A 14,454-nucleotide genomic window follows, 5' to 3' on the forward strand; every position below is an offset into this window, starting at 1 on the left:
CCAGTTTAACCCTTACTGAATTTACGCTTTATTTACTCAGTAGTAAGTCGCTAAAGCATGATCTGACTCAATGCAGTGGGTGAGCGTACTAACTAAAATGTAAATTCGCTTATTTGTCCCACTTAGGTATATAGTTATATGAGCATTTGGTCATCGTTGTAGTTCAAAATTAATCCCAAACAAGTTACGCGGCGTAATGACAAAGGGTATAAAATAATAAAGGAAATAAAATGACAGCCACAGCAGAATCCACAGACACGTTTAGCGTGCAACATATTGCACCAGAAGATATCAGTACCGCTGCAAGTCTTATATATCAGGCCTACCAAAATGACCCTATTTTACAAACTCTGCTAGGGTATAACGAAAAAAGCCCTCTGGACTATGAAAAAAAACTCCGTGCGCTTATTCGCGAAGAGCTCAGTAGCTTTTGGCAAGAAAAACAGCCTTTAATTGGCCTTTACCGTAACGATAAGTTAAAAGCAGTTGCTTGTGTATTTGAGTCAAGTAGCCAACTTCAAGCAGAGCGTTATTGGCATTGGCGATTAAAGTTGATGTTAAGTGCCGGTTATTTGCAAACGAATCAATTAATTGAAAAAGAAAAAACTATTCGTGATGCACTAAAGCCGCAAGGCAATTACTACTTTTTAGCGTTTATCGCCGTTGACCCACATTTTCATGGTCAAGGGTTTGGCCGCCAATTACTTAAAGGCTTAGATGGTTTATTACATGACAATCCTGAGTCCTCTGGTATAGCGGTATTTGTGACTCGTGACGAACATACGCAATTTTTTAAATCACAAGGCTTTGAGCACTTTAAGCAGCTCACATTTAACCGAGTTAAAGGTGAATTACTTTTTAAAGCTGCTCTATCTGTACAAGGCTAGGTGTTTAGAATTGTGATTATGTAAGCCAATGTTCCAAATAGGGCGCACTTACGTGAGATATATCTTACATTAACGTGCGCCTTGTCAGTTTAACTCCGTATTTTATCTTCTTAAAAACATCAAGCTATTGTTATTTATAGTTATTTTTATTTTTCAATTTTATGACCGTAATTTTTTTTGTTTTCCTCACTATCATACTAAGCCGTTTGCTTTAAACTTTACTTTGTCAAGACGACATAGCCCAATGATTGAGCTACTGCCACGGGTAAGGAATCAGGCAACTAAGTAGTTACTAGCAGGAAGCACAAAGGACAAGTTAACACGGATGCAGGGATGAAACAGGAAGTACACGGAGTACTAAAATAGCTGGGAGCTATTTAAAGGACACCAAGGATGATGCGATAGGAAATTGCAGGAGCGTTAGTTTACGCAGGATAGCCAAGGCGGCAAGTGGATATTGCAGGATGCAATGGAGAGTAAACACGGTAGTTTGCTCGTTCAGAGGATGATAAACAGGGAATAGGTAAAGGATACCTTACAGGATGTTTGCAATTGGGGCGTAACTGAGGTTACGCCTTAGTTTTTTGTGCTAAGAAATTATATTCTATGTGGTGGCACAACCACACTTTTTAGTTTTTCATCTTCCATGATTAATACCCCTTGGTAGGCGTTTTCACCGTCACTTGAAAACTCAAAAATAAATTCGCTTTTCATGCCCGGTTTACCACTTTTTAAAATGCCAAATCGACGCTTGTTGCAAGCTACACTCATAAGTTGCACTTGCAATTGCTCGCTTTGGCGTTTGGCATGAACGTTCGCTGCTTCGGCTATTTTACGATTTAGCCAAAAAAAATAAATTACAGCACCAATAAGTATGAACGTCCATAAACTAGCCATTTAAGAGAATAACCTTCCAATTGCGCGAGCTAATGTCTCGCTTCTGTTTTCTTCACGTAATAAAGCTAATAAGTGAGGGCGAATAGTCGCAATTGCAACTAAATCTGCAAAAACGCTAGGAAATAATTCAGCTATTTTCTCATGATGCGCACAGTTATCCATAAACACATGTAAACGCTGTGGCTGTTCTAACTGTTTGAAGCAGCGACCAGCAATGGTCAACAAAATATCAGAATCTTGCCCTAAAGGTGAGTTAAGCGCGCAGTCAACAAGTTGTGCGCTAAGCCCTGCTGCTTGCCCTGATGATATTGCACGCAGCGCGGCAGAGGCCGCAACAACATCATTATTACTAAGGGCGTTTTGCCCATAACTTAACAATAACTCACTTAACGAGGGCGGTATTTCGATGTGTTCAAGCATTGCACTTAATGGCTGTAATACTTCAACTGGTAATTTAGGCCACGCTGCTTGTAAGTGCTTTAAGTTATCAGCACTATGAAGACGATAAGCAAAATCGGCAATGCCTTGTAACGCGACATTTTGCCAATTATCAAAGCCAATTTGGCCACTAAAGTAGAGTTGGGCGTGCTCGTAGTATTGCGACGCTGGTTGCTTTAGCAACACTTTAACTTGTGCATTAAACGCCGCTAATTTATTCGCGTTCGGAGTAAATACATAAGGGTTGTTATCGAGTGTGCCATCGGCTTGCTCGCCGGTAATTTCTGTTCCTAGTGCCTGAATAACCATATCTGCAAAGTGATCACGGCTCGCGCTTACTAACTTACTTTGCTCATCAAGTGGGAATTTTAAGAACCACACATAGGGTTCTTTACTGGCTTTGCTATCCCAAAACTGAATCGCTAACCATGCATGACCTGCTAATGGGTAAGGGTAAGGAATTTGCGCTTGTTCAACGGCTAAAAATTGTTGTTTATCAAGCTTGGTAATGTGCCTGCCAATATCAAAAGCACGCCATTGAGTGCCTGCACCATCTAAAAGCTGGCCTAACGTAGCTATATGTTCACTCATGGATTTCCAACTGTTTTTACTACAAAATTACATTAATTATACGCCATAGCGACTGTTGTGGGAACAGGGTATAATTGCATAATACACAGACCAAAGGGTGATTATGTACCAGCAAACCCACATATATTTACAGCAATTAGCGGCGCTACTTAAAAAGCATCAACTGTGGCAGGTTGAGCCACTGAATCCCGATTTATTAGATTCTAGCGTACCGTTTTGTCACGATACACTGGCATTTGAACAATGGTTGCAGTTTGTATTTATTGAAAAGTTACAGCGGCTAATTGACAACAAGCAGCCGTTACCGCGCAATTTTGCAGTCGCCCCGATGGCGCAAATGACACTCACTGATAAATCAGGCAGCGAAGACATTATCGCTTTACTGACCCAATTAGATTCATATTTAGGAGAGCCTAATGAGTGAGCGCCCAGAGCCTATTGAATACGGCGAACTGTCGATTCTTTATCAAGATGAAAATTATGTAGCAATAGATAAACCCTCTGGGCTACTTGTTCATCGCTCATTTTTAGATAAACATGAAACTCAATTTGCAATGCAAATGCTGCGCGATCAAATAGGGCAACATGTGTTTCCTGTTCACCGTCTTGATAGGCCTACTTCGGGTGTATTACTGTTTGCATTAAGCTCAGAGGCGGCGCGTGATATGAATCAATTATTTATTGAGGGCACAATAACAAAACGTTATTTAGCGTTGGTACGCGGGTTTGCGCCTGAATCTGTTTTTTTAGATAAACCGTTAAAAGAAGAACTCGACAAAATAGCCGATAAGTTTGCTGATCAAGACAAAGCCGCGCAAGAAGCACAAACCCAATTTAATTGTTTGCATCAAGCTGCGCTGCCTATCCCAATAGGAAAATACCCAACGGTTCGTTATTCTTTGGTAGAGTGTTTTCCTAAAACGGGTCGCAAACATCAAATACGCCGGCATTTAAAGCACTTGTCTTTACCTATTATTGGTGATGTAAATCATGGCGATAACCAGCATAATCAGTTTTTTAGGGAGCATTTTTCGCTTCGCCGTCTAATGTTGTTTGCATCAGAGCTTAGCTTTGTGCACCCTTACAATAATGAACCCATAACAATTAAAGCGCCGCTGGGTGATGCAATGTTAAACATTTGCAAACAGCTGGGGTGGCCAGAACAAGAAGAGGATTATTAAATGGCACATATTAGTATTTTTGTTGGCAGCGTGTATGGCGGTGCAGAGCGATTAAGTGAGCAAGTTAGCGACACGCTAGAGCAAGCTGGTCATCAGGTTAGTGTCTTCGAGCAGCCTACTTTAGATGATATAAAAAATGCTTCGCATATTTTAATTGTTACCTCGACCACTGGGCAAGGCGATATTCCTGATAATTTAGCGGATCTTTATCATCAATTAAATAGTACTTTTCCAATGCTAACAGACAAGCCTTTTGGTATTGTTGCCATGGGTGATAGAAGTTACGGTGATACGTTTTGTGGGGCAGGGCGCAGCTTTGATGAGCTACTACGTGATTTACAAGCTAAACCTGTTGGTAACCGACTAGAAATCGATGCCTGTGAAGACTTTGAGCCATGGCCGGTAACTGAGCCTTGGTTGCAAGCTTGGCTTGGTAAATTACCCTCATAAATGCGCAGACTCTAAATGAAAAAACATAAACTGAGTTTGGTTGTGCTTGCGGGTGGCTTAGGTAGTCGCTTTGGTGGCAATAAACAAATAGCAGAAATACCTGGGCTAAATTGCACGATTATGGAGTTAAGCATTACTGATGCGTATCGCGCCGGTGTGACACAGGTTGTACTGATCATCAATCAAGCCGTTCGCAGTGAGATAGAAAACACTATTTTACCTCGCTTACCAAAAGCCCTTGACGTGGTATTAGTAGAGCAACATAACGCGCTTGTTCCTGATGCATACAAAGCACTATCACAGCAACGTATAAAACCATGGGGCACAGGGCATGCGTTACTGTGTGCCAAAGCATATATTAACAACCCTGCAATTGTTATTACCGCAGATGACTATTATGGTGCGTCTTCATTTTTATTGCTTAGTGAGCATTTTAAAAATAGCCCCGAATGGGCAATGGTGGGGTACCCGATTATCAACACCCTCTCTGAACACGGTGGGGTTAATCGCGGAGTATGTAGTATTGCTGATGGAAGGCTTGTTGCAGTGACGGAATATTTAAATATTCAAAAAGAGTCTGCACATATTGTTGGAAATAATCCGCAGGGCTTGCGTGAAAAAATTAGCCGAGATGCGCTAGGATCTATGAGTTTTTGGGGGATCACGCCGTGCTTTTTTGATTATTTGCAACAAGGTTTTGAGACGTTTTTACAGCAATATAACGCTAATACTCAGCAAGAATATTACTTACCTGATCAAATCCAGCAAGCGATTAATGTAAAAGCACAGCCTGTATTTGTATACACTGCAAAAGAGCCTTGGTTTGGTGTTACCTATAAATCAGAACTGACAAGCATTGCGGCTACTTTGTGCGCATTGCGTCAAGCGTAAAGGTGTTAATAGCAATTTTATTAAAAATATGATCAATCTAGCGTATTAAATAACCCGCTTCCTGCGTTAAAAATTATTTATATAGAACAACTATGTATCATAATTTTCGCCTTGCTATCGCGTTATTTCCTTGTCGCTGTAATCGTTCACTAATTTAGGGTCTGTTGACCTTTGCGGATTACAATTTGTTCAAACTAGGGGCGGTTTAATTGCGGCGCGAGGTTTGTAACCTAGTGGGCTAAGTAAAAACCGAGCAACAAAGAGTAAATCGCTCCTAGGCAGAATCCTTCGGGCAGCGCCTGTTTGGCATTGATGCTGCGTTATCGCCTATTTATGGGGAATAACCACACCACATAGGCTCTGCCTTGCCTAAATACCAAACAGGCTGCTGCAAATTTAACCTTGAAAGGTCAATAGACCCTAATGCAATTGATATAAATTATTGTCGCCTTGGGCGAAAAGAGTGAAGTAGAAAATGAATTCAATTCCTATAGAAGTTTACTTATCTGAGAATTTTGGCCTTGACGATAAGCATGCGAGTATAAAACCCATTGGTAGTGGGCATATCAATACTACCATGTTATTGAGCACACCTAAGCGGTCATTGGTTGTACAAAAGCTCAATACGGTGGTATTCCCAAAACCACAGTTACTTGTTGATAATGCAAGATTAATAGAACGACACTTAAGCAAAAAGCAGCAAGTCGGTGAGTTCAACTTAGCAATTGTGCGGCATGTAGCAACAACTCAGCATGACTATTTAGTAAATAATAATAACGATACTTGGCGAGCCCTTGAGTTTATTGGTGGCAGTTACAGCGAAGATGTGGTTAATACTGTTAGCCAAGCGCAAACCGCGGCTAATGCATTTGGCCAATTTGCTGCAGCATTAGAGGATTTTGACGCTAACAAATTACATGCAGTTATCCCTAACTTTCATAATTTAGCCATGCGTGCAGAGGTTTTTAAGCAAGTTATTAACGCCGATCCTCATAAACGTGTAGCTCATTGTCAGGAGGAGGTTGATTTTTGCTTGTCGCAGTTCTCACTCATTGATGAGCTCAATGCATTAGCTGGAAAAGTCCCTATTCGCGTGTGTCATAACGATACTAAAATAAACAACATGCTATTTTGTTCAGATTCAAATGATGCAAAAGCGGTGATTGATTTAGACACCTGTATGCCAGGTTATTGGCTTAATGACTTTGGCGATATGGTCAGAACATTCTGCTCTGCAGAGCAAGAAGATTCAACAGCGCTTGAAAAAGTAGGTGTTCGTGAAGACATTTTTGCAGCAATTGTTAAAGGTTACGTTGAACCATTAAAGTCAGTATTAACGGCCGCAGAAAAACAAAGCTTTTGGTTAGGTGCTAAAGTAATGCCTTTTATGATTGGCTTACGCTTTTTAACCGACTATATAGACGGCGATAATTACTTTAGTGTTAAATATGAGAGACACAATTTAGATCGCGCAAAAAATCAATTTGCGTTGTACAGGGATATAGTAAGTAAGCAGCAGGTATTAAAGGCGATGTTAACTCAGATATAAGCCCAATTGGTTATATTGCTCAAAGTGTTAAAGCTAAGCTTTGAGCAATATAAAGCGAGGTTAAACGCTGAAAATACGTATAAACTTCCAACCCCTCAATCGTTATTAAGCATCGGCTAGTTTTACGCGGATTTTGCTTTTATCAACGGTTGTTTGATTAAGGGCTTTAATAGCGCCTTTAACTTCAATGTCGTTTGGCATTTCTACAAAAGCAAAACCTTTTGATTGGCCAGTTTCTTTATCGAGTACTAAGTTACAGGTGGTCACTTTACCGTGCGCTGTAAATAAAGTACGAAGCTCATGCTCAGTGGTAGCACGAGATAAGTTGCGAACTAATAGTTTCATAATGAACCTAATTAAGGGTATCAGCGGTAATTATCTCAAGTAACCCCGCTTTAGCCTAACTTTATTTTACATTTGCTGAAAATAACACCCATAAACAAAAAAAGCTGCTCGTTGGCAGCTTTTTGTTAATCAGCAGGCTTATTTTACTTCTTTACCCGCTGCTTGTTGATCTGCGTGATAGCTTGAGCGTACAAACGGGCCAGAAGCCGCGTGTGTAAAGCCAATTTCATCAGCATACTCTTTTAGTGCATCAAACTCAGCAGGCGGCACGTAGCGTTTTACTGGTAAGTGATGCTTAGAGGGTTGTAGGTATTGGCCTACGGTTAGCATATCAACGTTGTGCTCACGTAAATCACGCAGTACTTCTTCAATTTCGCTAATTTCTTCACCTAAACCAACCATTAACCCCGATTTAGTTTTAACCTCAGGGTGTGCTTCTTTAAAGCGACGTAATAATTCAAGTGACCACTTGTAATCAGCACCTGGACGCGCCAATTTGTACAAACGTGGTGCTGTTTCTAGGTTGTGGTTAAACACATCTGGCGGCGTTTCAATTAATATTTCCAACGCTCTGTCCATACGACCACGAAAATCAGGGACTAATATCTCAATGGTGATTTCTGGATTGTGCTTGCGAATTTCACGGATACAATCGGCAAAGTGCTGAGCGCCACCGTCACGTAAATCATCACGGTCTACCGAAGTGATCACTACGTAGCTTAGCTTCATGTCTTTAATGGTCAGTGCAAGCTTTTCAGGCTCTGCTGCATCGGGCTTTAATGGACGGCCATGTGCTACATCACAAAATGGGCAACGACGTGTACAAATAGCCCCTAAAATCATAAAGGTCGCCGTACCGTGGTTAAAACATTCTGATAAGTTAGGGCACGAGGCTTCTTCACATACAGAGTGAAGGCCATGCTTGCGCATTGCTTGTTTTATGCCGTCAATCCGCTCGGTTGACTTAGGTAAGCGGATTTTAAGCCACTCTGGCTTACGGAGCATTTCGGTTTTTTCAGTTGGTAAAACTTTAACGGGGATCAACGCCATTTTTTCTGCGTCGCGTAGTTTTACACCTGGTTCCATTTTGACTGGTTTATTCATTCGTTTTCAAACCCTTCAGTATGCTTAACCTGTGTTGCATTAAGCTTTTTGATCATGTGTTTTACCAGCCCTTGACCTGCAGCTTCAAGGTTTTGAGGGCCATTTAATTCTTTAGTTTGCACCATATTCATGCCCGCATAACCACAAGGGTTAATGCGTAAAAATGGACTTAGGTCCATGTTAACATTTAATGCTAAACCATGAAATGAGCAGCCACGACGAACTCTTAGGCCTAAAGAGGCAATTTTGCTGTCGTTCACGTAAACACCGGGTGCATCGGCTTTTGCGTATGCATCAATACCGTACTCAGCAAGGGATTCAATAATACATTCCTCAAGCCATGTTACTAGCTCTCGTACGCCAATCTTTAAACGACGTAAGTTAAATAATACATACATCATTTGCTGACCTGGGCCGTGGTAAGTTACTTGTCCGCCACGATCCACTTTAATCACTTCAATGTCACCTGGGGCGAGCAAGTGCTCATCTTTACCGGCTTGGCCTTGGGTAAATACACTTTCGTGCTCTACCAGCCAAATTTCATCTGGGGTATTTTCATCACGGGTGTCGGTAAAGTCTTGCATTTTTTGCCAAATCGGCATGTAACGCTGACGACCCAGTTGGCGTACGATTAGGGTGTTTTCGCTCACAACAAATCTCAACTATGGATTAAAGCATATGGCGTACGTCATCGATGTTGCTGATCACGTTGTAAATTTCTTCAATATGTTTGCCGCTTGTTACAGTAGCTACTAGCGTTACAGACTCGTAATTACCTTTACTGCTTGGTTTTACTTTTGGCGCATAATCACCTGGAGCAATAGGTTGTAATTTAGCTAAAATTTGATCAGTTAAGTTTACATTAGCTAGACCCATAATTTTAAATGTAAATGGGCAAGGGTACTCTAAGTACTCATCAAATTTAGTGTCTTTAACAGGTTCAACCACGACGGGAACTCCTCAAACAAAAAGTGTTGGCTTTGCTAAAACGCGAAGCTTAAAACTGACAGGCTAATGGCAATCTTGAAATGATGCTATTGTTGACCCAAGCCAATGATAGTCATTCAATACGATTGGTATATATGGGGCGCATTCTAGCACTTTTCAAGCAAAAAAAAACGCCTCACAGTGGAGGCGTTCATATTACTTTACTCGCAATTACATAATCTGTAAGCGTAAGTAGTCATATATTTTACTAAAGAAGCTACCTTCTTGTATTTCTTCAAGTGTAACTAGCGGATATTGTGCAATATCTTCGCCTTCAAGCTGTAAAAATAAAGTACCTACTTTTGTGCCTTTAGCTAAAGGTGCCTCAAGGGTATCGTCTAGCTCAAAGTTTGCTTTAAGGTTTTTATGCTGACCACGAGGAATAGTAATAGGTGTATCTTCTAAAATTCCTAAAGAAACATTCTCTTTATTGCCCATCCAAACACGTTGCTCAGCAAAGCTGTCGCCGGCTTTATACGGGGTAATTGTTTCAAAAAAGCGAAAACCGTAGTTTAGTAGTTTTTTACTTTCTACTTTACGCGCGCGCTCACTTGAGGTGCCCATTACAACGGCAATTAAACGCATGTCGTTTTTTGTTGCAGAGGTGACTAAGCTGTAACCGGCATCAGATGTGTGACCCGTTTTAATACCATCTACATCTAGGCTTTCATCCCACAACAAAGAGTTGCGGTTATATTGCTTTATGCCATTGAAGGTAAAAGACTTTTGTTTATATAGAGCGTATTCATCAGGCACATCTCTGATAAGTGCAGCCCCTAATGTTGCCATGTCGCGTGGCGTTGTATAATGCGCATCAGTATCAAGGCCATGGCTATTAACAAAATGCGTATTAGTCATGCCTATTTTTTCGGCGTGAGCATTCATTAAATCTGCAAACGCGCTTTCGCTACCAGCAATATGCTCTGCCATAGCAACACATGCATCATTTCCTGATTGAATAATAATGCCATGGTTAAGATCATCGACACTAACTTGTTTACCGACTTCAATAAACATTTTTGATGATTCAGGGAAGTTTTTTGCCCACGCTTTTTCACTAACAGTAACCATATCGGTAGGCGCAATATTACCAGCATTAATTTCGGTACCAATTACATAACTGGTCATCATTTTAGTTAAGCTGGCCGGTGCGAGTTTGGTATCAGCCTCGCCTTGTGCAATGACTTTACCTGTGGTGAAGTCCACCAAAAAGTAACCTTTTGCATTAACTTGAGGAGGCGCTGGAATAATTTGGGCGGTGGCTGAAAATACGGCGGCAGAACAGACTAAGCCGCAAACACCAGTAAGAATTTTATGTTTAATAGATTTCATCATACTCATTAATGGTTAAAGTTAAAAATATGCGTATTCCCATTCTAAAGGGCTTACTGAGTGTAAAGCAAGAACGCGTTTTGAAATTGATTTTGTTTTAATGTTTCTAGTACTTGTTGCGCATGTTGGGCATCTTTTATTGGCCCTAAGTGCAATCTATAAATAGCGTCTTTTTCAACGATATTTGTCGGTAACTTATACTGTTCTCGCAGTGTACTTGCTAACGCTTCTATGTTGGCTAAGGTACTGCCCGCGGCAACTTGAACGTAGGTTTTTCGTGCATGGGTATCGGCTAGAGTAATGGCTTCTAGCTTAACCTCTGCTGTACCATACTTATGGTATCCAAGTTTGTATGCAGCGGCATAAGAAAGGTCAATAATTCTATTATCATGAAAGGGGCCACGGTCATTAACACGAACAATAATTGATTTGCCATTAGCCGTATTTGTTACCCGCACAAAACTAGGTAAAGGCAACGTTTTATGGGCTGCGGTCATCGCGAACATGTCGTAAATTTCGCCATTAGAGGTGTGATACCCATGAAATTTACGGCCATACCACGAAGCAATGCCCGTTTCTGAATAGCCGGTTTCATCGAGCATCGGGGTATAACGTTTGCCAAGCACTTCGTAGGGGCGCGTAGTACTCGCACTTTTAATAACTTGAGTAACAATGGCATCTTGCATTTCTAATTCGGTCGGTGCACGAAGCGGCGCCGCATCATGGCGCATGCTGTAACGACTATTTGAACTGCTGCATGCACTTAAAAAGAGGCTAACGAGAATAATAATTATAAGTTGTTTGTAAAGGCGCATTATTTTAAGAGCATCCTTTTATCTGTGGCAATCGACATAATAATGCCAAATGCAGCCATCAGGGTCACCATCGAGGTACCGCCATAACTAATTAATGGTAACGGTACACCTACAACAGGCAGCAAACCCGATACCATGCCAATATTTACAAAAATATAAACAAAAAATGTAAGTGTGAGTGAGCCGGCTAATAGTTTACCAAACGCATCTTGTGCGTTAACCGCAATATAAAGCCCACGGCCAATAATAAATAAATATAAACTAAGTAAAACACACACACCAAATAAGCCAAACTCTTCACTCAGTACTGAAAAAATAAAGTCAGTATGTCGCTCAGGTAAAAATTCTAGTTGCGATTGCGTGCCTTGCAGCCAGCCTTTACCTTCGATACCGCCTGAACCAATGGCAATTTTTGATTGAATAATATGATAGCCAGAACCCAGCGGATCGCTCTCAGGATCTAAAAAGGTCAGTACCCTTTGCTTTTGATAATCGTGCATACCGTAGTGCCAAAATGGCCATGCTGCCAAAGCAACAACCGAGCTTAAAAAGCCGATTAAACGCCAGCTTAAGCCTGATAAAAACAACACAAATACACCGGAACTGGCGATTAAAATTGAGGTACCCAAATCAGGTTGCTCTTTAATTAGTAGGGTAGGCAGCATAACAATGGCAAAGCCAATGACTAAATGTAACGGACGCGGCGGCAAATGGTGGCGGCCAATATACCAAGCAACCATCATCGGAACCGCTAGTTTCATTAGCTCTGAGGGTTGAAAGCGAGTAATGCCTAAATCTAACCAGCGTTGAGCTCCCTTAGAACTTACACCAAATAGCAGTACCCCAACCAGCATGAGTAATCCTAGGCAATACATGGGAATAACTAAGCGTTTTAAAGTCGCTGGTGGAATTTGAGCAAGTACAAACATACCTATAATGGCGCCAGCCATTCGCGTAATATGGCGAACCATCATGGCAGCGTCTTGCCCTGAGGCGCTGTATACAATGGTGATACTACCGGCCATCATCAGCAATAACGCAATAAAAAGTGGCAAATCAATATGCAGTCGCAGCCAAATAGAGCGTTTATCATGTAAAGCCGTCATGGTGCTTTGTCCCCTGAAGGTTGGATTGGGTTAGCTGCAAAATAGTAATCCATTAATTGGCGCGCAATGGGCGCACCTACTGAGCTTCCCCCACCGGTATTTTCTACCACAATAGAGACAACAATTTGTGGGTTATTAAACGGGGCAAAACCTATATAAATGGCGTTGTCGCGTTGGCGCTCTTTGAGTGCATCGGCGTCGTAACGCTCGCCCTGAGCAATACTCACCACTTGGGCAGTACCGGTTTTACCTGCAGGGTCATAAGTAGCCCCTTTAAACGCACGATGGGCAGTTCCGGTGGTTTTTTTAACGGTGTTATGCATGGCATCAATCGCGATGCGCCAGTTATCTTCGTTATTGAGTACAACCGGCGGTTTTTCTTCATTATTGAGCTGAGTAATTTGATCTTCTTTTTTAGCAACTTGCACTAAATGCGGAGGGTGATTTATCCCTCTGTTAACTAAAATATTAGTGGCATTCGCTATTTGAATGGGGGTGGCAGTCCAATAACCTTGGCCAATTCCTACAGAAATAGTATCTCCAGGCCACCAAGACTCTTTAAAACGGGCTTCTTTCCACTCTTTTGAGGGTAAAATAGCGGTTGTTTCTTCATGAATATCAATACCGGATAATTCACCAAAGCCAAAGCGAGCCATAAAGTTACTTATTTTTGTGATCCCCATTCGATAGGCTGCGTCATAAAAGTAGGTATCGCATGACTCTTCTATTGCTTTATAAACATCAACATGGCCATGGCCCCAACGTCGCCAATCACGCCATCTATGCTCTACGTTGGGAATTTGAAAAAAGCCCGGATCCCACATGCTGGTGGTTTCTTGCACTATATTTTCTTCTAATGCCAAAATAGCCATGTGTGGTTTAACAGTAGATGCTGGTGCGTAGCGACCTTGAGTCGTGCGATTGATCAGTGGACGATCAGGGTTGAGTAAGGCTTTGTAGTCTTTACTGCTAATACCGTGCACAAATAAATTGGGATCATAACTTGGGTTTGAATACAGCGCTAAAACGCCGCCATCTTTTGCATCCATTACCACAATAGCGCCGCGCATATCTTTAAGTGCATGTTGGGCTATTTGTTGTAAACCAATGTCGAGAGTAAGTACTAAGTCGTCACCCGCTTGCGGTGGATCCATACTTAAAGTGCGGATAATTCGGCCGCGGTTATTAACTTCAACTCGTTGTGAGCCAACTTGGCCATGTAATAACGGCTCGTAGTATTTTTCGATACCCAGTTTACCAATATCATGCGTGGCTCGGTAGTTTGTGGCTTCATCTTGTTGTTCAAGCTTGTTTAATTCTTTTCTATTGAGCTTTGCGACATAGCCTAATGCATGGGTTAAAGTATCGCCAAAGGGGTAATATCTCGCTAGGCGTGCCTCAATACTAAAGCCTGGGAACTTATGTTGGTTTACTGAAAACATCGCTACTTCGTTTTCATTTAAACGGGCTTTGAGGACTTGACTTTTAAAACGTCGAGTATGTTTTATATCATCAAGAAAATCAGCTTGTTGCTGCTCGGTTATTTCAATGATTTTGCTGATAGACTTCAAAGAGGCGGTTAAATCATCAACTTCTTCGGGGATCACCTCAAGGTTATAAACGGGCTTATTTTCGGCTAGTAAAACACCATTGCGGTCGTAAATTAAACCGCGATTGGGGGCTATAGGTATAACTTTTATACGGTTATCATTAGAACGAGTTTGATAATCTTGATGATCATCAACCTGGATTTTATACAAGTTAGACAGCAATATTGCTACAAGGACTAATATAAAAATAAAACCCACGAATGCACGCCGAGCAAATAAATTAGCTTCTGCTGAGTGGTCGCGAATGGTGGGTCTTCGTTTTAGCATGGCA

16 protein-coding genes are annotated in these 14,454 nt (G+C 41.4%); 6 read left to right on the plus strand and 10 right to left on the minus strand.

Annotated elements, in window-relative coordinates; genetic code table 11:
- Positions 1–230 precede the first annotated feature (230 nt).
- A complete protein-coding gene (locus tag ND6B_RS06470) occupies positions 231–887 on the plus strand; it encodes a GNAT family N-acetyltransferase (RefSeq protein ID WP_013465366.1) in 657 nt (218 codons plus the stop codon).
- A gap of 597 nt (positions 888–1,484) precedes the next feature.
- Here ND6B_RS06470 and ND6B_RS06465 read toward each other — a convergent pair.
- Positions 1,485–1,784, minus strand: coding sequence for a DUF3301 domain-containing protein (locus ND6B_RS06465; RefSeq protein WP_013465365.1), 300 nt, complete (start codon positions 1,782–1,784; stop codon positions 1,485–1,487).
- Positions 1,785–2,813, minus strand: coding sequence for a DUF3549 family protein (locus ND6B_RS06460; RefSeq protein WP_033103791.1), 1,029 nt, complete (start codon positions 2,811–2,813; stop codon positions 1,785–1,787).
- 103 nt (positions 2,814–2,916) lie between these two features.
- Between ND6B_RS06460 and ND6B_RS06455 the strand changes: the two genes are divergently transcribed.
- The 5 genes from ND6B_RS06455 to ND6B_RS06435 all read left to right on the plus strand — a co-directional run bounded on the left by ND6B_RS06455 (position 2,917) and on the right by ND6B_RS06435 (position 6,884).
- Positions 2,917–3,237 (plus strand): YqcC family protein, encoded by a 321-nt coding sequence (locus ND6B_RS06455; protein WP_013465363.1) that lies wholly within the window; start codon positions 2,917–2,919, stop codon positions 3,235–3,237.
- Positions 3,230–3,994 (plus strand): tRNA pseudouridine(65) synthase TruC, encoded by a 765-nt coding sequence (gene truC, locus ND6B_RS06450; RefSeq protein ID WP_013465362.1) that lies wholly within the window; start codon positions 3,230–3,232, stop codon positions 3,992–3,994. The genes ND6B_RS06455 and truC overlap by 8 nt, the downstream gene beginning before the upstream one ends.
- Positions 3,995–4,444, plus strand: coding sequence for a flavodoxin (locus ND6B_RS06445; protein ID WP_013465361.1), 450 nt, complete (start codon positions 3,995–3,997; stop codon positions 4,442–4,444).
- 15 nt (positions 4,445–4,459) lie between these two features.
- The gene (locus tag ND6B_RS06440; protein ID WP_033103792.1) at positions 4,460–5,335 is read left to right on the plus strand and encodes a nucleotidyltransferase family protein; all 876 of its coding nucleotides are present in this window, start codon (positions 4,460–4,462) and stop codon (positions 5,333–5,335) included.
- A gap of 475 nt (positions 5,336–5,810) precedes the next feature.
- Positions 5,811–6,884, plus strand: coding sequence for a phosphotransferase enzyme family protein (locus ND6B_RS06435; RefSeq protein WP_016898952.1), 1,074 nt, complete (start codon positions 5,811–5,813; stop codon positions 6,882–6,884).
- Positions 6,885–6,989: 105 nt separating this feature from the next.
- Here the strand turns inward: ND6B_RS06435 and ND6B_RS06430 are convergent, their stop codons facing one another.
- The 8 genes from ND6B_RS06430 to mrdA form a co-directional block, all read right to left on the minus strand.
- Positions 6,990–7,229 carry an RNA recognition motif domain-containing protein gene (locus ND6B_RS06430; RefSeq protein ID WP_008109433.1) on the minus strand — a complete coding sequence of 80 codons (240 nt, stop codon included), beginning with the start codon at positions 7,227–7,229 and terminating at the stop codon, positions 6,990–6,992.
- 138 nt (positions 7,230–7,367) lie between these two features.
- A complete protein-coding gene (lipA, locus tag ND6B_RS06425) occupies positions 7,368–8,333 on the minus strand; it encodes a lipoyl synthase (protein WP_013465357.1) in 966 nt (321 codons plus the stop codon).
- The gene (gene lipB, locus ND6B_RS06420; RefSeq protein WP_016898951.1) at positions 8,330–8,983 is read right to left on the minus strand and encodes a lipoyl(octanoyl) transferase LipB; all 654 of its coding nucleotides are present in this window, start codon (positions 8,981–8,983) and stop codon (positions 8,330–8,332) included. The genes lipA and lipB overlap by 4 nt, the downstream gene beginning before the upstream one ends.
- Before the next feature lie 19 nt (positions 8,984–9,002).
- Positions 9,003–9,281, minus strand: coding sequence for a DUF493 family protein YbeD (gene ybeD, locus ND6B_RS06415; RefSeq protein WP_016898950.1), 279 nt, complete (start codon positions 9,279–9,281; stop codon positions 9,003–9,005).
- 210 nt (positions 9,282–9,491) lie between these two features.
- Positions 9,492–10,652 carry a serine hydrolase gene (locus ND6B_RS06410; protein ID WP_029609897.1) on the minus strand — a complete coding sequence of 387 codons (1,161 nt, stop codon included), beginning with the start codon at positions 10,650–10,652 and terminating at the stop codon, positions 9,492–9,494.
- Positions 10,653–10,705: 53 nt separating this feature from the next.
- Complete coding sequence (locus tag ND6B_RS06405) at positions 10,706–11,467, minus strand: septal ring lytic transglycosylase RlpA family protein (protein ID WP_028834084.1); 762 nt, start codon at positions 11,465–11,467, stop codon at positions 10,706–10,708.
- Positions 11,467–12,573, minus strand: a complete 1,107-nt coding sequence (gene rodA / locus ND6B_RS06400; protein WP_016898947.1) for a rod shape-determining protein RodA — start codon at positions 12,571–12,573, stop codon at positions 11,467–11,469. Before rodA ends, ND6B_RS06405 begins: the two co-directional genes overlap by 1 nt.
- Positions 12,570–14,450, minus strand: a complete 1,881-nt coding sequence (mrdA, locus tag ND6B_RS06395) for a penicillin-binding protein 2 (RefSeq protein ID WP_033103793.1) — start codon at positions 14,448–14,450, stop codon at positions 12,570–12,572. Before mrdA ends, rodA begins: the two co-directional genes overlap by 4 nt.
- Positions 14,451–14,454 lie beyond the last annotated feature (4 nt).

Origin of the sequence: Pseudoalteromonas sp. ND6B (genome assembly GCF_000764215.1) — a bacterium.
GTDB classification, from domain to species: Bacteria; Pseudomonadota; Gammaproteobacteria; order Enterobacterales; family Alteromonadaceae; genus Pseudoalteromonas; species Pseudoalteromonas tetraodonis.